The sequence below is a fragment of the Ruegeria sp. YKSE079 genome (assembly GCF_059612845.1).
In genome coordinates, this window is sequence record NZ_JBXWRJ010000012.1 from 91,054 (window position 1) to 111,509 (window position 20,456).

21 protein-coding genes are annotated in these 20,456 nt (G+C 60.2%); 10 read left to right on the top strand and 11 right to left on the bottom strand.

Annotated features, from left to right (window positions below):
* The first annotated feature begins 9 nt into the window (after positions 1 to 9).
* The gene (locus AC2FMY_RS12900) at positions 10 to 1,407 is read left to right on the top strand and encodes an aminotransferase family protein (protein WP_480750704.1); all 1,398 of its coding nucleotides are present in this window, start codon (positions 10 to 12) and stop codon (positions 1,405 to 1,407) included.
* A 172-nt stretch (positions 1,408 to 1,579) separates the two neighbouring features.
* On the opposite strand, the gene AC2FMY_RS12905 is transcribed toward AC2FMY_RS12900, so the two are convergent.
* The gene (locus AC2FMY_RS12905; RefSeq protein WP_496747360.1) at positions 1,580 to 2,563 is read right to left on the bottom strand and encodes a quinone oxidoreductase family protein; all 984 of its coding nucleotides are present in this window, start codon (positions 2,561 to 2,563) and stop codon (positions 1,580 to 1,582) included.
* Between the two features lie 193 nt (positions 2,564 to 2,756).
* On the opposite strand from AC2FMY_RS12905, the gene AC2FMY_RS12910 reads away from it, so the two are divergent.
* Entirely contained in the window at positions 2,757 to 3,614 is an 858-nt protein-coding gene (locus AC2FMY_RS12910) for a DUF2189 domain-containing protein (protein WP_480750706.1), read from the top strand.
* A 52-nt stretch (positions 3,615 to 3,666) separates the two neighbouring features.
* Here AC2FMY_RS12910 and AC2FMY_RS12915 read toward each other — a convergent pair whose 3' ends face one another.
* Together AC2FMY_RS12915 and AC2FMY_RS12920 are read right to left on the bottom strand one after the other, a co-directional pair.
* Entirely contained in the window at positions 3,667 to 4,653 is a 987-nt protein-coding gene (locus tag AC2FMY_RS12915; protein WP_496747357.1) for an NAD(P)H-quinone oxidoreductase, read from the bottom strand.
* 72 nt (positions 4,654 to 4,725) lie between these two features.
* Positions 4,726 to 5,418 (bottom strand): COQ9 family protein, encoded by a 693-nt coding sequence (locus AC2FMY_RS12920; RefSeq protein ID WP_480750708.1) that lies wholly within the window; start codon positions 5,416 to 5,418, stop codon positions 4,726 to 4,728.
* Between the two features lie 111 nt (positions 5,419 to 5,529).
* On the opposite strand from AC2FMY_RS12920, the gene rpsU reads away from it, so the two are divergent.
* On the top strand, positions 5,530 to 5,736 hold the full coding sequence (gene rpsU, locus AC2FMY_RS12925; protein ID WP_024088814.1) for a 30S ribosomal protein S21: 207 nt from the start codon (positions 5,530 to 5,532) through the stop codon (positions 5,734 to 5,736).
* Positions 5,737 to 5,864: 128 nt separating this feature from the next.
* On the opposite strand, the gene AC2FMY_RS12930 is transcribed toward rpsU, so the two are convergent.
* Both AC2FMY_RS12930 and ppk2 read right to left on the bottom strand, forming a co-directional pair.
* Positions 5,865 to 6,866 (bottom strand): DMT family transporter, encoded by a 1,002-nt coding sequence (locus AC2FMY_RS12930; RefSeq protein WP_496807481.1) that lies wholly within the window; start codon positions 6,864 to 6,866, stop codon positions 5,865 to 5,867.
* A 542-nt stretch (positions 6,867 to 7,408) separates the two neighbouring features.
* Positions 7,409 to 8,341 (bottom strand): polyphosphate kinase 2, encoded by a 933-nt coding sequence (gene ppk2 / locus AC2FMY_RS12935; protein WP_496807491.1) that lies wholly within the window; start codon positions 8,339 to 8,341, stop codon positions 7,409 to 7,411.
* 208 nt (positions 8,342 to 8,549) lie between these two features.
* On the opposite strand from ppk2, the gene AC2FMY_RS12940 reads away from it, so the two are divergent.
* A complete protein-coding gene (locus AC2FMY_RS12940; RefSeq protein WP_496807482.1) occupies positions 8,550 to 9,389 on the top strand; it encodes a CPBP family intramembrane glutamic endopeptidase in 840 nt (279 codons plus the stop codon).
* 5 nt (positions 9,390 to 9,394) lie between these two features.
* Here AC2FMY_RS12940 and AC2FMY_RS12945 read toward each other — a convergent pair whose 3' ends face one another.
* Complete coding sequence (locus AC2FMY_RS12945; protein WP_496747349.1) at positions 9,395 to 9,853, bottom strand: Lrp/AsnC family transcriptional regulator; 459 nt, start codon at positions 9,851 to 9,853, stop codon at positions 9,395 to 9,397.
* Between the two features lie 138 nt (positions 9,854 to 9,991).
* Here AC2FMY_RS12945 and ald point away from each other — a divergent pair, with 138 nt between their 5' ends.
* The gene (gene ald, locus AC2FMY_RS12950) at positions 9,992 to 11,104 is read left to right on the top strand and encodes an alanine dehydrogenase (RefSeq protein WP_480750713.1); all 1,113 of its coding nucleotides are present in this window, start codon (positions 9,992 to 9,994) and stop codon (positions 11,102 to 11,104) included.
* A 288-nt stretch (positions 11,105 to 11,392) separates the two neighbouring features.
* Here the strand turns inward: ald and AC2FMY_RS12955 are convergent, their stop codons facing one another.
* The 4 genes from AC2FMY_RS12955 to AC2FMY_RS12970 all read right to left on the bottom strand — a co-directional run bounded on the left by AC2FMY_RS12955 (position 11,393) and on the right by AC2FMY_RS12970 (position 14,648).
* A complete protein-coding gene (locus tag AC2FMY_RS12955) occupies positions 11,393 to 12,187 on the bottom strand; it encodes a mechanosensitive ion channel family protein (RefSeq protein ID WP_480750748.1) in 795 nt (264 codons plus the stop codon).
* A 157-nt stretch (positions 12,188 to 12,344) separates the two neighbouring features.
* On the bottom strand, positions 12,345 to 12,794 hold the full coding sequence (locus AC2FMY_RS12960; protein WP_480750714.1) for a YtoQ family protein: 450 nt from the start codon (positions 12,792 to 12,794) through the stop codon (positions 12,345 to 12,347).
* Between the two features lie 81 nt (positions 12,795 to 12,875).
* Positions 12,876 to 13,928 (bottom strand): class I SAM-dependent methyltransferase, encoded by a 1,053-nt coding sequence (locus AC2FMY_RS12965; protein WP_496747346.1) that lies wholly within the window; start codon positions 13,926 to 13,928, stop codon positions 12,876 to 12,878.
* A gap of 87 nt (positions 13,929 to 14,015) precedes the next feature.
* Positions 14,016 to 14,648, bottom strand: a complete 633-nt coding sequence (locus AC2FMY_RS12970; RefSeq protein WP_496747344.1) for a class I SAM-dependent methyltransferase — start codon at positions 14,646 to 14,648, stop codon at positions 14,016 to 14,018.
* An 84-nt stretch (positions 14,649 to 14,732) separates the two neighbouring features.
* Here AC2FMY_RS12970 and AC2FMY_RS12975 point away from each other — a divergent pair, with 84 nt between their 5' ends.
* The 4 genes from AC2FMY_RS12975 to AC2FMY_RS12990 all read left to right on the top strand — a co-directional run bounded on the left by AC2FMY_RS12975 (position 14,733) and on the right by AC2FMY_RS12990 (position 18,299).
* A complete protein-coding gene (locus tag AC2FMY_RS12975) occupies positions 14,733 to 15,638 on the top strand; it encodes a LysR family transcriptional regulator (RefSeq protein WP_496747342.1) in 906 nt (301 codons plus the stop codon).
* A 197-nt stretch (positions 15,639 to 15,835) separates the two neighbouring features.
* Entirely contained in the window at positions 15,836 to 16,270 is a 435-nt protein-coding gene (locus AC2FMY_RS12980) for a universal stress protein (protein ID WP_480750718.1), read from the top strand.
* Positions 16,271 to 16,290: 20 nt separating this feature from the next.
* The gene (locus AC2FMY_RS12985; RefSeq protein WP_496747340.1) at positions 16,291 to 17,835 is read left to right on the top strand and encodes an alanine/glycine:cation symporter family protein; all 1,545 of its coding nucleotides are present in this window, start codon (positions 16,291 to 16,293) and stop codon (positions 17,833 to 17,835) included.
* A gap of 86 nt (positions 17,836 to 17,921) precedes the next feature.
* Positions 17,922 to 18,299, top strand: coding sequence for a GFA family protein (locus AC2FMY_RS12990; protein ID WP_496747338.1), 378 nt, complete (start codon positions 17,922 to 17,924; stop codon positions 18,297 to 18,299).
* Positions 18,300 to 18,850: 551 nt separating this feature from the next.
* On the opposite strand, the gene AC2FMY_RS12995 is transcribed toward AC2FMY_RS12990, so the two are convergent.
* Positions 18,851 to 19,237, bottom strand: a complete 387-nt coding sequence (locus AC2FMY_RS12995) for a hydroxyisourate hydrolase (protein ID WP_496747336.1) — start codon at positions 19,235 to 19,237, stop codon at positions 18,851 to 18,853.
* A gap of 199 nt (positions 19,238 to 19,436) precedes the next feature.
* Between AC2FMY_RS12995 and AC2FMY_RS13000 the strand changes: the two genes are divergently transcribed.
* Complete coding sequence (locus AC2FMY_RS13000) at positions 19,437 to 20,366, top strand: LysR family transcriptional regulator (protein ID WP_480749486.1); 930 nt, start codon at positions 19,437 to 19,439, stop codon at positions 20,364 to 20,366.
* Positions 20,367 to 20,456 lie beyond the last annotated feature (90 nt).

Consider the following 20,456-nt stretch of genomic DNA (forward strand, 5'->3'; position numbering starts at 1 on the left):
GGACATGTCATGGACGGCACGTTCAACGAAAACGATCTCTCCCGTGTGGTCGAAGCCGACCGCGCTCATATCTGGCATCATCTGATCCAGCATAAACCATTTGAAACCAATGACCCGCGTATCATTGTCGAAGGCAAGGGCATGCGCGTCTGGGATCAGAAGGGTAAGGAACACCTTGATGCCGTTTCCGGCGGTGTGTGGACCGTCAACGTCGGCTATGGCCGCGAATCGATCTGCAAGGCGGTCTATGACCAACTGATGAAACTGTGTTATTTCGCCAATTCCGCCGGTTCGATCCCCGGTGCGATCTTTGCCGAAAAACTGATCGACAAGATGCCGGGCATGAGCCGGGTCTATTACACCAACTCCGGCTCCGAGGCGAACGAGAAGGCCTTCAAGATGGTTCGCCAGATCGCGCACAAGCGCTATGGCGGTAAGAAGACCAAGATACTTTATCGCGACCGCGACTATCACGGCTCGACCCTTGCCACCATGTCAGCGGGTGGCCAGGACGAACGCAACGCACAATACGGCCCGTTCGCGCCCGATTTCGTACGCGTTCCGCACTGCATGGAATATCGCAAGCACGAACTGGGTAAAGAGGAGTTGTCCGGCGAAGCATTCGGCCGTGCAGCGGCAGATGCGATCGAAGAGGTGATTCTGCGCGAAGGCCCCGATACCGTCGGCGCGCTGTGCCTTGAGCCGGTGACGGCGGGCGGCGGCGTGATCGAAGCGCCCACCGGATACTGGGAACGGGTGCAGGAAATCTGCAAGAAATACGACGTGCTGTTGCATATTGACGAGGTCGTCTGCGGCGTTGGCCGCACCGGTACCTGGTTCGGTTACCAGCAATATGGAATCAAGCCGGATTTCGTGACCATGGCCAAGGGTGTTGCCTCGGGCTATGCCGCGATCGCCTGTATGGTGACCACCGAAGAGGTGTTCAACATGTTCAAGGAAGACGCCAGCGATCCGATGGGCTACTTCCGCGACATCTCGACTTTTGGTGGCTGCACCGCCGGTCCCGCCGCGGCGATCGAGAATATGCGCATCATCGAGGACGAGAACCTGCTGGGCAACTGCACCGAAATGGGCGCCCGGATGATGGGCAACCTGCAGGCACTGATGGAGAAGCACAAGGTTGTCGGTGATGTGCGCGGCAAGGGCCTGTTCCTGGGTGCCGAACTGGTCGCCGACCGTTCGACCAAGGAACCGGTGGACGAGAAACTGGCGCAGGCAGTAGTTGCAGACTGCATGTCGCAGGGCGTGATCATCGGTGTGACCAACCGGTCGCTGCCGGGCCGCAACAACACCCTGTGTTTCTCGCCCGCGCTGATTGCGACGCCGGATGACATCGATCAGATCACCGATGCCGTTGACGGCGCTCTGGGCCGCGTTTTCGGCTGACAAAACTCGATCACCTGCCCTTCTCTCCCCGATTTGGGGCAGGTGTCCTCCCGAACCGGCGCGCCCACCGCGCCGGTTCATTCATTCCAAGAAGCTGTAACCAGCGGAAACCTCGTTCGCTTTCTCAACCGACCATCTCTATCCGCCAGCCAATCGTTACCCAGGCCAGATCCTAAAGCTCCAAAATCGTGCTGCCTGTGGTCTGCCGCGCCTCTAGCGCCCGGTGTGCATCCGCCACCTGCTCAAGCGGGAAGCGCTGATCTATGCGGATCTTGACCTCACCACCGGTGACCTTGCCGAACAGGCGCCGCGCCATCGCCTGACAGACGCTGTGATCGGCAATATGGGTAAACAGCGTTGGGCGGGTGATTTTTAGCGAGCCCTTTTGCCCCAGAACCGCCAGGTTGAAAGGCGGCACGGGCCCCGAGGCATTACCGAACGAAATCATCATGCCCAAAGGTTTGAGGCAATCCAGCGACCCTTCGAAAGTATCCGCGCCCACAGAGTCCATGACGGCATCAACCCCCTGACCTCCGGTCAATTCCCGAACCCTTTCGGCAAAATTCTCAGTCCGGTAATTGATGCAATGCGCGGCACCGTGAAAACGGGCAAGTTTGCACTTCTCTTCCGACCCGGCGGTTCCGATCAGGGTGATCCCCTCTGACTTGGCCCACTGGCAGGCGATCAAACCGACTCCGCCTGCCGCCGCATGAAACAACACCGTATCCCCGCGTTTCAACGGCGTGGTGCGATGAAACAGGTACTCGACGGTCATCCCCTTGAGCATCATAGCCGCCGCTTCATCAAAGCCAACCTCATCCGGCAGCGGGCAGACCTGTGCGGCCGGCATCACCCGCGCGTTGCAATAGGCTCCGGGCGGGGTCGCCGCGTAAGCTGCGCGCTGTCCAAGCTCAAGATGAGTTACGCCTTCTCCTACGGCTTCGATCACACCCGAGGCCTCCATCCCCAAAGCGTGCGGCAACGCCAATGGATAAAGGCCAGAGCGCTGGTAGACGTCGATAAAGTTCAGCCCACAGGCACGGTGGCGAATGCGGACCTCACCCGGACCCGGCTCGCCGACGGGGCGATCCTCGATCCGCAGGGCATCCGGTCCACCTGTTTGATGAATGACCACGGTGCGCGCTGTATCGTTCATGACTGTCTCCTCTGTCTCTTGTTCAGGCTAACATACCCTGCACATTGAACAATCCTCTGATCGCAAAGAGGTGATCCGCGTTTTAGGCCTGGCCGTGTTATAATGCTTGTAGGCGCTGCCGGTCGGTCCGGCCAATAGCGTCATGTCAGCCGGATCATTCCGAGGCGCATCTCCGCCAAGGAAAGGGATGATCATGGCAAAAACAATCGGAAATCCGATCAGCTGGGCCGCCCGCAATCTCGGCGCCACCAGCGATCACCTGACTGACAGCATCGGTCAGATCGGCAGTACAGATGTCGAGCATCCGCCGATGGTGCAGACACTGACGATGCAAGACCTCAAGGCGTCTCTTCGCGCAGGTCGCGAAGACTTTCTGGCGACGCGCGCAGATGCCATTTTCATTGCAATCATCTATCCGCTTGCCGGGATCGTGCTATTCGGCCTCGGGCTGCAAAAGAATATGGTCCCGCTTCTGGCACCTCTGGTCGCCGGTTTCGCGATCCTGGGTCCGGTTGCCGCCGTGGGCCTTTACGAAATCAGCCGCCGCAGGGAAATGGGCAAGGAAGTGCACTGGCTGGACGCCTTTGGCGTATTCCGCTCTCCCTCTTTCGGGGCCATCCTCGCTCTCGGATTTTATCTGACGATGCTGTTTCTTGTATGGCTGATGACCGCGCAAAGCATCTATGCGCACACTCTTGGCCCGGAAACGCCGGCCTCTTTGTCGTCCTTTGTCCGCGACACCCTGACGACGGGCGCAGGCTGGGCGATGATCGTCATCGGAACCGCCGTCGGCTTTTGCTTTGCGTTGATTGCGCTGGCCATCAGTGTTGTCAGCTTCCCGCTGTTGCTTGACCGCAAGGTAGGTGTGCCGGTGGCGGTGGTCACCTCGGTTCGTGTCTTGCGCCACAATCCGGTGGTCATCCTGACCTGGGGTTTCATCGTCGCGGCGTTGCTGGTGCTTGGATCGATCCCACTGCTGCTGGGATTGATTTTTGTCATGCCGCTTCTGGGCCACGCGACTTGGCACCTCTATCGCCGCGCCATCGCCTGAGCCTTGGTCGCAGCGCGCACCGGCCCTTGGCCGGTGCGTTCCGCCTGTCGGGCTATCCCGCGACTTTCAAAACGATCTTGCCGATATGGCCCGAGCTTTCCATACGCGCGTGTGCCTTGGCCGCATCGGCCAGATCAAACTCGCTGTCCATCACCGGCGCCACCTTGCCCGTATCCAACAGCGGCCAGACCGCCTCACGCAGGTCTTGTGCGATCTGCGCCTTGGCGAGATCGCTTTGCGGGCGCAGGGTGCTGCCGGTCAGTGTCAGGCGCTTGACCATCATCAGGGCAAAGTTCAATTCGACCACCGGCCCTTGCAGAAAGGCGATTTGTACAAGTCGCCCATCCTCGGCCAGTGCCTTGACGTTGCGCGGGATATAGTCCCCGCCCACCATGTCGAGGATCAGATTCGCTCCACCTTCGCCGCGCATCACTTTGACGAAATCCTCGGTCTTGTAGTTGATCGCCCGTTCGGCACCGAGGTTCACACAAGCATCACATTTTTCGTCCGATCCGGCAGTGGCAAAGACCCGTGCACCGAAAGCGTTGGCCAATTGGATCGCGGTTGTTCCGATCCCGCTCGATCCTCCATGAACCAGAAACCGTTCGCCCGCTTTCAACCCACCGCGGGTGAATACATTCGACCAGACGGTGAAGAATGTTTCGGGCAGGCAGGCGGCCTCTTTCATATTCATTCCCGCTGGCACCGGCAGGCAGTGCGCGGCGGGTGTGGCCACGTATTCGGCATAGCCCCCGCCTGGCAATAGTGCGCAAACCTTGTCGCCAACCGACACCCCTTCGACACCGGTGCCGACGGCGACCACCTCGCCCGAGGCTTCTAGACCGGGCAGGTCCGAGGCCCCCGGCGGCGGATCATAGGCCCCTGCGCGTTGCAGGGCGTCGGGGCGGTTGACGCCTGCATAGGCCACTTTCAGAACCACCTGTCCGTTTGCCGGTTCGGGCATCGGGCGTTCGGTCAATTGCAGAACGTCCGGCCCACCGGGGGTGGTGATTTCGACGGCGCGCATTGTTTGGGTCATCGGCATATCTCCTTTGGCACTTGCCTAGCAGGCGGCAACCGCACCGCATAGCCGCAAGCGACCGTTCTGTGTCTATTTCCGGGGGGACAGCGAACCGGGCAAATCCGGGTCGGATTTCGAAGGCGCGCGCACCTGTCCCGCCAACCAGTTTGGCACCGCGAGAAATGGTTTGAGCAACGGGTTCTTGTTGACCTGGGCCTTGACCTTTTCGAACTGCATGACATCGCCGATGCGGCGGTCAAGAAACTCCCACGTCGCCTGATGGCCGGGCGAGTCGTCGCCCAGCCAGAACAGCACGGTCGAGGAATAGACCCCCGAAAGCGTCATGCGCTTGGTGTACCAGTTCACATCCTCGGACGTGTCCCCAAGCGCGGTCCAGATCAGATCGCAAGTCCCCCAGATCGCCTTGGCCCCATCGGCGGCATGGGTGGGCAGAGAGAACAGCGTCACGCCGCGACGCACCGCTTCCTTGTCGACGACCGCCTCCAGCCGAAAGCGCACTGCAGCGGCGATTTTCTCCCGAAATTTCAGATCACTAAGGTCCTCGACCTCAAGCCGCTGCAGCATCTCGGCGTCGCCGCGCGCATGGTACGCCAAGGCGAGGTCCACCGCGCCGCGCGGGCAGATTGCGCGCGCCAGACCTTCATCGATTTCAGTATCAGCGATGGCGGCGCGAAAGGTGGCTTCGGACCAGCCGTCAAAGGGAACGTGCGACAGGGCCGCGTCCAGCAGTTGCTCTTTTGCGTCTTCATATGCCGTGGTCATCGCCGCCTCCTTATCTTGGGCCCAGTACTAGACAAGTTCTTTGCGCTTTGCTATACGGCCACCTCCTGCAAATTTCATTGCAACTCTATCTAGAAAGGTGGTGACAACCACATGCAGGTTAGTGTTCGCGACAACAATGTCGATCAGGCGCTTCGTGCCCTGAAGAAAAAGCTGCAGCGCGAAGGCGTTTTCCGTGAAATGAAGCTCAAGCAACATTTCGAGAAGCCGTCCGAGAAAAAAGCGCGTGAGAAAGCTGAAGCGATCCGTCGTGCCCGTAAACTGGCGCGTAAGAAACTCCAGCGTGAAGGTCTGCTGTAAGCAAACCGCCTCCGGCTTTGGATGACACTATTTGACGACCCCCGCGGCCCCGCCCCGGGGGTTTGTCGTTTTTGTACCGGTTTTCACACCCCCATTGTACGAAATGTACAAAAGAAAACCGGGTGGTTTCACCGCTGTCGCATCACACCCAACCCACGGCGGCGCACCACGCGGCGGCCCTGCAAGCTTTCGCGGACGACGATCAGCAGCCCGGCCCCGACGATCAGGACCAGCCCAACCCATGTCGTCAGCCCCGGCAATGCGCCAAAGACGAGATAGCCCCACAACACGGACCAGGGCAGATAGGTGTATTCGAACGGTGTGACCACACTGGCCTCGGCCAGACGATAGGCCTGGCTGAGAGCAAAGAACCCGACGCCCGAGATACAGCCCAGCGCCAGCAGCAGACCCCAGTCGGTCGCGCTGGGTGTGGTCCAGTGCCGATAGAGAAACGCAATGCTCGGGTGTGGCGATGCGACGTCGATGATCGAAAAGACGATCCCCAAGAGGCCGCCCGCCGTGATAAAGAACAAGATCGAAAACAGCGTCAGCGTACCGCCGTTGCTGCGGCTTCCGATTCGCCGGGTGCAGATGATCGAGACCGCATAAGCCACGGCAGCCAACAGCGCCAGCACGGCGGCGGGCTCGAACACGGACGCGCCGGGTTGCACGATCACCACGACGCCGATCAGCCCCAGCACGACCGCGAACCAGCGGAACAGCCCGATCCGTTCACCCAGAAAGAAGGTCGCGAAGATGGTGACGAATATCGGCGTTGAAAATGTAATGGCGGCAGTTTCGGCCATGCCAATGGCCGCAAGAGCCATGTAGTAGACCAGGTAAGAACAAAAACCCGACCCCGCGCGCAGCAGTTGCAGCGGCACCGAGCCCAGCTTCAATGGCCAGAGAGAGCCTTCGTACCAAGCAATCGCAACCACGATCGGCAAGGCAAAAAGGCCGCGCCAGAACACGATCTGGTGCACGGCGAAGTCACCGCTGAGGCTTTTGATGATCACGTCCTGAACCGGAAACAATGTCGTGGCCAGCAACAACCACGCAATCCCCTGCAAAGGATGGTTGTCAACGTGGGCAAGCCCGGTATTCGAGGGCGAAGGCGTGCTTGAGGTCATCTGAAATCCGCATGTTCCCGGATCGAGAATGACCGGTTGCCATCAGGCGTCTTGCATGTTGGCGACCGGGTGGTCGCGGACAGACCTGGTCAATAAAAAATGCTATTTTGCGATATGTTTTGCGCTGTGGCAGTCCGCAGCGCAGAGGTTTTGATCCAGCCACAAAGGCGGCCGGTTCCGGCTTTTCCCGCAATTATAGGTTGTTACGGGAAGCCCAAACGTCAAACGCCGCAACAAATCCGTCACGACATCGCCTCAATACCGCCACGAATCAAGGAAACAAAGGGGTGTCAAAAGGCATATTGGATCGGTAACAGGCAGTTTCGAACGACATATGCTGGCAGAGGTCGACGCGAAATACGCAACCAACGGACCGCCCCCTGACGTTGGACGCGAGCGAGACCGACCCTGCAGCACCTTGTCGACAAGATTGCAGGCAACCACCATCGAGCAGAACGTGAGTGAGTTCACGTACGCCTTTCTGGCCAAAACACCACTCGCGGGTCGGCGCGCAGACTTCGGGGCGCGCCGGCCCGAACCTTTCAATAGATCTTGGGCACGTAAAGCTCGTCCGGCAGCACCCGGCGTTCGTAATCCGGGTTGTATCTGCGATCCGGCAGCGTGACCTTTTCCTGCGGCACATCCTCGTAGGGGATCTTGGTCAGCAGGTGTTCGATGCAGTTCAGGCGCTCGCGTTTCTTGTCGTTGCCTTCGACGATATACCAGGGCGCTTCGGGGATGTTGGTGCGGAAGAACATGTCTTCCTTGGCCTTGGTATAGGATTCCCAGCGGATGCGGGATTCAAGATCCATCGGGGACAGTTTCCATTGTTTCATCGGGTCATGGATTCGCATGAGGAATCGCAACTGCTGTTCCTCGTCGGTGATCGAGAACCAGTATTTCAGCAGGATGATGCCCGAGCGAACCAGCATGCGCTCGAATTCGGGAACGTCCTGAAAGAACTGTTCCACCTGGTCTTCGGTTGCAAACCCCATCACCCGTTCGACGCCCGCGCGGTTGTACCACGAGCGGTCGAAGAACACGATTTCACCGGCGGCGGGCAGGTGCGGCACGTAGCGCTGGAAATACCACTGGCTTTGTTCACGGCGGCTGGGGGCCGGGAGGGCCACCACGCGGGCGACGCGCGGGTTCAGGCGCTGGGTGATCCGCTTGATCACGCCGCCCTTGCCGGCGCTGTCGCGGCCTTCGAACAGGATGCAGACCTTGGCGCCGGTATGCACGACCCAGTCCTGCACCTTGATCAGTTCCGCCTGCAGACGCAGCAGGTTGCGGAAATAAGTCTGGCGGTTAAGCATCTCGGGGTGCTGATCGCGATAGATCTTGCGCACCTCCATCGACAGCATCGGTTCGTTGAATTCGATCTCGATATCTTCGTCGAAGGTGTCCTGCAGCTCCGCTTCGAGCCAGTCCTCGGGTGAAATTTCTTTTTCGTAGGTCAATCTCTGCTCCTCAATGCTCACGTCTTTCAAACACTGGACGGGTTCTGTGACCCCGGCATGTCAGCGGCCGCGTCGGCACAGGCGAGGCACGCTGTGGGTTTGAGAGGTGTAATGTCTGGAAATTTGAATGTGGACCTCAATTCAGGCAGATACAAGCGCCTGCCCCCTTGAACGGCCGCAATCTTGCCGCCACCAAGGGCGCAAACTTGCCAAAGAGGTATCGATGCCCGTTTTTCCATCGTTTCTGCCGTTGATCTGGCCGTGGTTCATTCTGTTCGCGGCCCTCATCGCGGCGCTGAGGCAGCGCATGGGGCTGGCGCTTGTGCTGCTGGGCCTTTTTGGCGGCGTGGTGGTGGCGCTCGGTTATCTGACGTCTTTGGCGCTTGGGGTGATCGCGCTTGGGCTGGCGGGGGCGTCGCGGCTTGGGCGGCTGAGCGGGTGGGCCGGTATTGCCGGGCATGCGGCACTGATGCTGTGGTGCCTCGTCTTGGGGGCACATCTGCTGCCCGGCGTGCGGAACCTGATGGTGCTGGACGAGGTGATGTCAGGACCCGCAAGCGCGACGTTCACCCAGTATTACAACATCGACAAGCCGATGGTGTTCTTTGCCGTTGTGCTGGCCTGCCCGGTGATCCTGCATCAGGGCAGCCCGTTTCGGCCGCGTGCGCTGATGCTTGGCCTTGCCCTGCTGCCCGCCCTGTTCCTGCTGACCCTGCTGACCGGCGCCTTGCGGTTCGAGCCGGGCCTGCCCGGCTGGTGGCTGATCTTTGCGCTGTCCAACCTGCTGCTGACCTGTCTGGGGGAAGAGGCCTTCTTTCGCGGCTACCTGCAAACCGGCCTGATCCGGTGGCTGGGGCCGGTCGCGGGGGTGGCGGCCGCCAGCGGGCTATTCGGCCTTGCGCATATCGGCGGTGGCGTGGCGCTTGCCGGTTTCGCCGCGCTTTTGGGGCTGGCCTGTGGGCTAGGCTATTGGGCGACCGGTCGGCTGTGGGTGCCGGTGGCGATGCATTTCGGGTTCAACTTTGCCCATCTCGCCCTGTTCACCTATCCCGCCCCGGTCTGATTCCGTCAGACCGGCAAGGCGGTGGTCTTGAACACGGTGCGCAGCGCGAACGAGCTTTGCATCTGCGCCACGCCGGGAAGGCGTGAGAGGTATTGCCGGTGGATGCGGGCGAAATCCTCGGTGTTCTCGGCGACGACCTTGAGAATATAGTCGGCCGTGCCCGCCATCAGGTGGCATTCCAGAACGTCCGGAATGCGCGCCACTGCCTTTTCGAAGGCTTCAAGCACCTCTTCGGCCTGGCCTTGCAGGGTGATTTCCACGAAGACCGTGGTGGGAACCCCGAGTTTGCGGGAATCCAGCAGGGCGACGTAGTCTCGGATATACCCCTCGGCCTCGAGCCGCTGCACCCTGCGATGGCAGGCGGACGGCGACAGGTTCGCTTGTTCCGACAGTTCGGCATTGGACATGCGGCCCTTGCGCTGGAGGGCCGAGAGAATCTTTCTATCTGTTGCGTCCAAGCTCATTCACGCACATCCATTGCAGATTTATGACAAGATATCGAAGATTATCCCGAATTATCTTCAAAGCGCGAGCAGAGTTTCACAGAAATTGCAGATAAGAGTGCACATAATTTGGGCAGTTTGTGAACGGAGATCGCAAAAATGAAAATCGGTTGCCCCAAGGAAATCAAACCTCAGGAATTTCGCGTCGGCATGACGCCGAACGCAGCGCACGAAGCCATCGTGCGCGGCCATGAGGTTCTCATCGAAACCGGCGCCGGCCTGGGTGCCGGGTTTGACGATGCCGCCTATACCGCCATCGGCGCGCGGATCATCGACACCGCCGAAGAAGTGTTCGCCACCGCCGACATGATCGTCAAGGTCAAGGAGCCGCAGGCCGTCGAGCGCAAGATGCTGCGCGAAGGCCAGCTTCTGTTCACCTATCTGCACCTGGCGCCGGACCCGGACCAGACCCATGATCTGCTGGCCTCGGGCGCGACCTGCATCGCCTATGAGACCGTGACCGACCGCAATGGCGGCCTGCCGCTGCTGGCGCCGATGTCCGAGGTTGCCGGCCGTCTGGCCCCGCAGGTCGGCGCATGGACCCTGCAAAAGGCCAATGGCGGCCGCGGCGTCCTGATGGGCGGCGTTCCGGGTGTTGGTCCGGCAAAGGTCGTCGTGATCGGCGGCGGTGTTGTTGGCACCCACGCGGCCAAGATTGCCGCCGGCATGGGCGCTGATGTCACCATCCTCGACCGGTCGATCCCGCGCCTTCGTTACCTCGATGACGTTTTTGGCGGCACCTTCAAGAACCAGTATTCGACCGCGGGCGCCGTGGCCGAGCTGATCGAGACCGCAGACATGGTGATCGGCGCGGTTCTGATCCCGGGCGCGGCTGCGCCCAAGCTGATCAGCCGTGCACAGCTTTCGACGATGAAACCGGGCGCGGCCCTGGTGGACGTCGCCATCGACCAAGGCGGCTGTTTCGAGACCTCGAAAGCCACCACTCACGCCGATCCGGTCTATGAAGTTGACGGCGTCATGCACTATTGCGTGGCCAACATGCCGGGTGCGGTTGCGCGCACCTCGACCATCGCGTTGGGCAATGCCACCATGCCGTTCATGCTGTCGCTGGCCGACAAGGGCTGGAAGAAAGCCTGTGCCGACGATCCGCACCTGCTGGACGGTCTTAACGTGCACGCCGGCAAGCTGACCTATGCAGCGGTCGGCACCGCGCTTGGCCTCGACGTGGTCGACCCCAAGTCGCTGGTATAAACTTAGCCGGGGCGACATCTGCCCTGTTACGCGCCGCGCTTCATGCGCGGCGCGTTTGCATTTGGGTTTGGGTTTGCATTTGGGTTTTACGGTATCTCAATGAACCAACTGCGCCGCGCGGAATGCGCGACGCGGGGCCCAACGGGAGGAATGGTGCGCAAGCGCCATGACGACGGGCGGGAGCGCCTGTGGCTTTTCGGAGAAACACCCGAGAAGTCTGCATCGACAATGTCACCAGAGCGCGGGGCGCGTCAGTGCATTGGCGATACCGGGTGTTCCCGAAAGGCTTTAGCCCGCTTTCTGAATTTCCACCGAATGCGGATAGGGGATCGAGATGCCCTTGGAGTCAAAGGCTTCCTTGATGGCCTTGGTCAGTTCGAACTTGACGTCCCAGTAGTCGTCCGCCGCACACCACAGCCGGGCAGTCAGATCGACCGAGCTGTCGCCGAGGCTGGTGACCTTCACCCATGGCTCGGGGTCGGCCATGATCCGGCCGTCGGCCCTGGCCACGTCCAGTATGATCTCCATCGCCTTGTCGGCGCTGTCACCATAGTCGATGCCGAACACCAGATCGACGCGGCGGGTGTCATGGGCGGAGTAGTTCATGATGATCGAACCCCAGGACTGACCGTTGGGCACGATGATCTGCACATTGTCCGGGGTCACCAGTTCGGTGGTGAACAGATTGAGATCCTTCACCGTTCCCGCCGTGCCGCCGATATCGACAAACTGGCCCAGCTTGTAGGGCCGGAACACCACCAGCATGACGCCCGCGGCCAGATCGCTGAGCGTGCCCTGCAGCGCCAGACCGATGGCCAGCGAGGCGGCACCGAGGATGGCAACGATACTTGTGGCCTCGATACCGAAAATGCCCAGGACGGCGACCAGCACCATCGCCAGGACCGCCCATTTCACCAGGCTCGCCATGAAGTTGCCCAGCGTCGGGTCGATCTGTGGTGTCGCGTTGATGCGCTTGCGGACCATGCCGCCGATGGCTCCGGCGACGATCCAGCCCAAAACCAGTACGATCAGCGCCTTGACCGCGCTCAGCAATAGCGGAGCGAACGCTCCGGCCTGTGTCATGACCTCTTCCACTGTCCTCTCCTTCTGTCATTGCGGGCGATTTCCACGCCCAATTGCGGAATTCGATGGCATATCCCAGAACCGTTTCAAGCGGTCCAGGGGTATGAATCGGCGGTTTTCCCCGTAACTCTGTCGGCTTGTCCGCTGTCCGGGGCGATCAGCGCGGCAGCTTGCCCGTCAGGACATAGCGCAGGATATCCACAACCTGACGCGGCTCTTCGGCCACGGCAAGGGCTGCGGCATCGACCTCTTTCAGCGCGTGCTGGTGATCGGGGCCGTGCAGGACGATGATCGACTTGCCCAGCGCGGCGGCATACCCGGCATCAAAGGCCGCGTTCCATTGCTTGTACTTGTCGCCGAAGCGAACCACCACGACATCGGCATCGGCGATGCCCTTGCGGGTGCGGATCGCGTTGACCATCGCCCCCTTGTGGTCGTGCCAGTACTTGTTCGGCTCGGCCCCCAGAATGGTGGTGCCGCAATCGTCGCTGGCATCGTGATCGGTCACCGGGCTGTTGAAAGTGACATCCAGCCCCTGCGCGCCGTCGATGATCTGTTCGCGCCAGTCCGTGTGAATTTCGCCCGAAAGGTAAACGTTCAAACCCATTGCAATCTCCTTTGCTCGTTGCGCGTGTATCACGGGAACGGGCCGCAGGACAAACCGGCAGCGCCGGGCTGGCAATACCCGTCACGCGCGCGCGGCAAAGAACATGTTGGTCTGGCTTTTGATCGGCAATTCATGCACCTCGGCAAAACCGGCCTCGCGCAGCAGCGCCATCGCCTTGTCCGGCCCCATGCAGGTGCCCAGACCGGGCCCGCCCTGTGCCAGAGATTGCGTCATGCAGTGAAACAGGCTGAACCCGTAATAGACGGCGCCAAGCGGGTTTGTGTTGTCGGCCAGCCGATCCGCGGCCCGAGGCTCCATCACCATCAGCACGCCGCCGGGCGCAATGCGTTGGCGGACATTGCGCAACGTCGCTTTTGGTTCTGCCAGATCGTGCAGGCAGTCGAACATGCCGGCGAAGTCAAAGACCGGCTCTGGTGCGATATCAGCGATCACGCCCTGCACGAATTGCACATTGTCCGCGCCCGCTTGCAGCGCCGCCGCCTGAGCCTGCGAAATCGAGGGGCCGTCGGGGTCGAACCCAGTGATCCGCGCCTCGGGATAAGCTGCGGCCAGCGCCAGCGAGACCTTGCCGACACCGCAGCCGATATCCAGTGCGCGGCCACCGGCCGCGAGGCGTTCGTCAATTTCGGGCAGTTGTTTCATCCAATAGCTGGCCAGCCGGTGCTGATAGGCGCCGCCATTCATCAGGTCGAGCGCATCGATCCAGTCCTGATCATAGGCGTCGAAATTCACGCCGCCGCCGTCGCGAAAGGCCCGCGCGACCGCCGGGGCCTGTGACAACAGCGATGGACCTGCCAGAAACAACCCGCCCATGAAGTGATCGGTTCCTTCGGAGGCCAGCAGAAAACCGTGTTCGGGCGGCATCGAAAAGGTCCCGGCCTGTTCATCATGCTCCAGCCATCCTGCAGCTGTCATGCCGTGCAGCCATTCCTTGACATAGCGGGCGGTCAGGCCGGTCCGGTCTGCCAGCTCTGCTGCTGTGACCGGTTCGCCATCCTTCATTGCCTCGAACAGGCCCGACTTGAGGCCGAGATAGCCCATTCCGATTGCCATCGTCCCGGCCATGTCACGATAGACGTGCGCGGCGAATGTTCCGATACGTTCCTTGTCCATGATGCATCCCCCCATGGCCAGAGGGTCAGACGCCTCCGGCGTGACGGGACCATCGTATCAGGTTTCGGCAAAATCTGAAAACCCGGGTCAAACCTTTCTGGCGACAATGAAGCGCCGGGCGTCCTTGGCGGGAAAGCTGTCGCGCTCGACGATTTCGAACCCTGCACGTTCGATCGCCGAATCCAGCTGCGCCTCGGACATGAAGCGAACGAGGGGGGCGCGGCCCACAAGCTGCATCAGCGGCAAAATCAGCCGCATCACCCGGTATTTCAGACTGCTCCCCGTTGACGGGGCGCAAAAGGTCTTGGAGATGAGCAGCCCGCCGGTTTTCGTCACCTCGCGCGCCTCGTGCAGGGTGGCGTCCAGATCTTCGACCAGATGCAACAGGTTGAACGCCATCACCACGTCAAAAGGGCCCTCGGGCGGTTGTCCGGCCTCGGCCTGCACAAACCGCACATTGGCCTGATGTTGCTCTGCCGCCTTGCGGGTGCCAACGGCCAGCATGCCTGGCGAGACATCAGTTGCGGTGATCCCGGCCACCTGCGGGGCCAGCCGCAATGCGGTGGTGCCGGTACCGCATCCCAGTTCGAGAACCTGATCGGACGGTTTCAGATAGGATGCCGTCCGTGTCAGGGTACGCTCATAAGAGTCCATGTCCCGGATCGGCGTGCGGGCATATTTCTCGGCAATCCCATCCCAGAATTTTTCAGCTGCGATCATGACCAATCTCCTTTGCGGCAAAAATAGTCATGCGAATATGAAATAGAAATTGCCGAAATTTGCAGGGCGCTTATACATTTATGCATGGATAAACGTGGCGAGTTCGACTGGAACCACATACGCGCCTTTCTGGAAACGGCGCAGTCCGGGTCCTTGTCGGCGGCGGCGCGGCGGCTTGGGCAGTCACAGCCGACTCTCAGCCGACAGGTATCCGCTCTGGAGGCCGATCTGGGGGTGATGCTGTTCGAACGGGTCGGCCGGTCGCTGGAACTGACACAGGCCGGACTGGAGCTTCTGGATCACACAAGAGCGATGGGAGAGGCGGCCAACCGGATCGCGCTGGCGGCCTCGGGGCAGGCGCAATCGGTCGAAGGGCGGGTCCGGATCACCGCAAGCGATATCCTGTCGGCCTATGACCTGCCCGAAGTGTTGCGGGATATCCGCGAACAGGCACCATTGCTGGAAGTCGAGGTTATCGCCGCCAACGACATCCGCGACCTGATGCGCCGCGAGGCGGATATCGCCATTCGCCACATCCGGCCTGATCAGCCCGACCTGATCGCACGACTTGTTGGCGAGGCGAATGCGCGGCTTTATGCGGCCTCGTCCTATCTGGATCAGGTGGGCCGCCCCGCAACCAAGGCCGAGCTGTCCGGCATGGAATTCGTCGGTTTCGGCGATACCGACCGGATGATCGAGTACATGGCCCCGCTGGGCATCGACCTGCAGGGTCAAAACTTTCGCCTGAAGACGCAGAACGGCATTGTTGCCTGGGAATATGTGCGCAACGGGTTTGGCGTCATGGCGATGTCGGAAAGTGTGGCAGCGAAGTTCCCCGAGGTGGAACCGGTTCTGCCCGACATGGCCCCCATCCGTTTTCCGGTCTGGCTGACCACGCACCGCGAGCTGCGCACCAGTCGCCGGATCCGGCTGGTTTTCGACCTGCTGGCGGACTTTCTTGCGACGAAGAACGCCCCTCCCCTTACGTAAGAAGCCAACTCACCAGTGCACGGATTTTCCGAATTTGCGGCTTGCCCATCCGGGCGCGGTTGTGGAAAAGGCGCGCAACAGGTGAAGGGTATCGCACAGGAGAATTCTACCGAAGCAAGAAAACTTATGTTTTTCGGGGAATTGCGAGTATCATACCAAGACTTCCCCTGTGGAAGTGTGGCAAACAGGAGGGAACAGTGTCACAAAAAATCGTCCTTGGATACGACGACAGCGCAAGCGCCAAGTCGGCTCTTGATTTCGCGGTCGACCTTTCCAAGGCGCGTGGATGCGAGCTTGTCGTCGCCCATGTGCTGGAATGGTCACCCTATTCGTTTCTGACACCGGAAGAGATCGAAGAGCGTCACAAGCGCCGGTCTCAGGAGCTCAAGCGGGCCGAAGATGCGCTGCTCGAACCTGTCCGCAAAAGCTTGCAGGACAGCGGCGTGGTTGTGTCGACCGTCCTGAAATACGGTCAGGTCGCGGAAACGCTGTGCGATATCATCAACGAAACCGGTGCGACACAGCTTGTGATTGGCCGAACGGGGCATTCATCCCTGTCATCCCGGCTTTTCGGCTCTGTCGCGGGAAGTCTGGCGCAGGCGGCGCCGGTCCCGGTCACTATTGTTCCGTAAGCGCGAGAAAAGGGACAGTCATGAAAAACGTGTTCAAAGCTTTTGCTTTTGCAGCGCCCGCGATGTTGGCCATGGCCGCATCGGCGCAGGCGCAGACCATCGACGAAAAGGTCAACGAGGTGTTTGCCAGTTCCACCGGCTGGTTCGTCAACCTGATCTTCAGCCCGTTTCCGGGCACAAACTTTCCGTGGATTGTGGCGTGGCTGGTGGTGGCCGCGACGATCTTCACTGTATATTTCGGCCTGATCCAGTTCCGGGCATTCCCGCATTCGATCGCGCTGGTCAAGGGTGACTATTCCGACCCCAACGACGCGGGCGAGGTCAGCCACTTTCAGGCGCTTGCAACGGCGCTGTCGGGCACCGTGGGCCTTGGCAACATCGCCGGTGTGGCGGTTGCCGTCGGCATCGGCGGGCCGGGCGCCACGTTCTGGATGATCCTTGCGGGTCTGATGGGCATGGCATCGAAATTCACCGAGTGTACGCTGGGTGTGAAGTACCGCAACGAATACGAGGACGGCACCGTTTCGGGCGGACCGATGTATTACCTGACCAAGGGGTTCGAGGAACGCGGCATCCCGGCAGGCAAGATCCTTGCGGTTCTGTTTTCGATCTTCTGTATCCTTGGCGCGCTGGGTGGCGGCAATATGTTCCAGGCCAACCAGGCGCATGCGCAGATCTCGAACGTGGTGGGTGAGTATCCGGGCTGGATCACCGGCATTCTGTTTGCGGCCATCGTGTTCGCGGTGATCGTGGGCGGTTTGAAATCCATCGCGCGCGTCACCGAAAAGGTGGTTCCGTTCATGGGTATCCTCTATGTCGCGACCGCACTGGTCATTCTGGCAATGAACGGGGACAAGATCGGTTGGGCCTTTGGCCAGATCTTTGAAGGTGCGTTCACCGGGCTTGGCGTTGCCGGCGGTCTGGCCGGGGCGCTGATCCAGGGCTTCAAGCGTGCGGCGTTCTCGAACGAGGCGGGCGTGGGCTCTGCCGCCATCGCCCACTCGGCGGTGCGCACCAAGGAGCCGATCACCGAAGGGTTCGTGTCGCTGTTGGAGCCGTTCATCGATACCGTCGTGATCTGTACCATGACCGCACTGGTGATCATCATCACCGGGCAACTGGTATCCGACCCGAATACCGGGCTTTACCTGCTGAACGAGGATGGCACCACCATCCAGACAGTCGGCGGCGTGTCCGGCGTGGCGCTGACCTCGGCGGCGTTCTCGTCCGCCTTTGGCTGGTTCCAGTACATTCTGGCCATTGCGGTGATCCTGTTCGCCTTCTCGACCATGATCAGCTGGTCCTATTATGGCCTCAAGGCCTGGACCTTCCTGTTCGGCGAAGGCCACACCAAGGAGCTGGTGTTCAAGGTCATCTTCTGCATCTTCGTGGTGATCGGTGCGGCGGCCAATCTTGGCCCGGTCATCGATTTCTCGGATGCGGCGATCTTTGCCATGGCGGTGGTCAACATCATCGGCCTCTACTTCCTGATGCCGATCGTGAAGGCCGAGCTGAACAGCTATCTGGAGCGCCTGAAATCAGGTGAGATCAAGAAGTACACCTGAGCTGCGCGCACGGCGCTGAACAGAGCCTCTCCGATCCGTCGGGGAGGCTTTTTTCTGACTTTCTGACGGCTGCGGAGTACCGGATCATGGAGCGACATGCGGGTGGATGTCTGTGCGGCGACGTTAGGATCGAGACATCGGGACGCCCGTTGCGCGTTGGGGTCTGTCACTGTCTGGATTGCCGCAAGCATCATGGCGCGCTGTTTCACGCCTCGGCCATATTTCCGCAGGATGCGGTAACAGTGGCGGGCGACACCCATGAGTACCGGGGGCGGCATTTTTGCCCCCGATGCGGGTCATCGTTATTTTCCGTCAGCCCGGGCGAGGTCGAGGTGCATCTTGGCACGCTGGACGCGCCCGACCAGTTCGTGCCGACCTATGAGCTGTGGACCATCCGGCGCGAGCCCTGGCTGCCGCCGTTTGCGGTTTCCCGGAGGTTTGAACGAGACAGCGGGGAAGACTAGCTCCGAGAAAAAACGCGCGGAGACCCAGCCCTTCGCTGCAGTTGTTGCAGATTGTCAAAGATGGTCCGCGCCGCGGACAAGAAAATTTCAGCGAATGTCAACTCAGAGCCCATACCTCGCAGATGCTGCACTCTGCGGGAATGGCTGCGAAGCGCTCAAGGACGACATTGTTCCCCGATAGGTCGAACCAAATCGGGCAATGGCTCAGGCCTCTTGATACCGCGGTGCGGCCCACGAGTTCTGGCATCAGCTGCACGTGCGAAGTCAAATTATTGCCAAATTCACCCAAAACAGGACGAAGAAGGCAATAACGTTTGCGCAAAAAACCGACCGTCTTAACGGACTTCGAGGTCTAGCCGCAACCTTCCGGCTTACGGCCCATGGGCAGCCGTGCACTTATCGTGACCTCCGGCATCACGCCGCATGAACTTATTAACATCGCCGCCCGGGCCGGTGCCGACACCTCGACCTACGGATGAAGAGTGCGAGATGTGTTTCGTGTGGGACGGTCATTGGATTTGCGCCGTAGGTGGAAAGACGAGAGGGTGGTGCTAGGCGCCGCCCCGGAAAAGAGAAAACCCCCACGGTGTGAACTTGAACGGCAGGTGAAAATGTTCTTCGATGCGTTCGATGCCAAATCGAAAGACCGCAGTTTCAAGAAACGACGGTTCTGGTAAGGTGCGACCAGCTTGCCGGTAAAAATCTCCGACCTCGAATTCGACCTCGTAGAGCCCTGGCTGTACGCCTTGGCCCTCGCTCACCGGATGGTGCAGTAGCCCGTCCGCGCCGCACGCGCCGGATGCGATTTCCGTTCTCGCAGGTCGCAGGTGCCATAGCCGAACCGCCAGTCCGGCAGCGGGTATGCCATCCGCAACATCCACTGCATGAATTGATATTCCTCCGGCAACCGGATCGGTTGGATGGGACTGATGCGTCACGACACTCTTCTCCTTCTTTGCGGAACTCCAAGCAGATTGCGAGTCCCTTCGATACGACTTTCCATTTCACTATCTGCCACAGAGGCGAGATCGCCATTCCAAAATACAGAATGCCCTGTTATTCCAACGCAGACCAACCGACCGGGCTGGTCCAAAGCGACCTCACGATATCCCATGCCTTGGAAAGGGATTGCAGGAAATGGCACTTCATCTTGTTCCGCGCGCACTTCAGTATCTGGAGCAGGTCGCGCAGAGTGGATCGATCCAGGCAGCGTCCCGGGAGCTTGGAATTTCAGCGTCCGCCGTCCATCGGCAGATTGTGGCGATCGAGGAGGACCTCGGAGAGGCTCTGTTTGACAGAGGTCCCAAGGGCCTGACCTTGACGCCCACCGGCAAGCTTGTGCTGGACCTTGCTCGCGGCTGGCGTCTCGACAACGCGCGCCTGTGGTCCGTTGTCCAAGAAAATCGAGGCATCGAACAGGGGCATTTCCGGCTCGCCGCAATGGACAGCATGGTCAACGGCTTCGTGCTCGATGTGGTGCGGGCCATCGCCTCGGATTTGCCGATGGTTACCGTCGATGTCGAAATCAAGAGTCCGGACGCCGCTGTCAAAGGCGTTCTCGAAGGTGACTTTGACCTCGCCGCGGTCGCAAATGCACCGCCGGTCGATACTCTCGACTTCCACTGGCGGCGAGAGTTTCCATTGGGGTGCATCGCCACCAGAGATCATCCAGTGGCGACCAAGGAGTCGATTAGTTTTTCAGAATTTATTGCGAATCCCGTCGTATTCCAGAGTTCCGCCCTGTCAATTCGGAGACTGCTCGAGGTTCGCCACGGATGGCTCTTCGAGCAAGCCCGAACTTCTGTGGTCGTCAACTCCATTCAGCTCATGAAGCTGCTTGTCGCGACAGGCAGGTATGTCGCGGTCACCTCGGAGATCGATGCCGGACCCGAAATCAAGGACGGGCGTTTCGCCTTTATCCCGATCAGCGACAAGGATGCGTTCCGTCAGAGCATCTCTCTGATATCCAACGCACAAATGCCGGCTTCCGCGATGCGTCAGAAGATTCTCGATCTATCGGTCCGGTGTCTCGATGACCTTTCCGGTACGTCGGGTCATCCGATCTGACATACTTGTAAGTCTCAGCGAGCCTCCCGAAAGAGTGGTATGGAATTCTAAAAATGCGAATGCGATGTAAACTATTATTCTATAGACGAC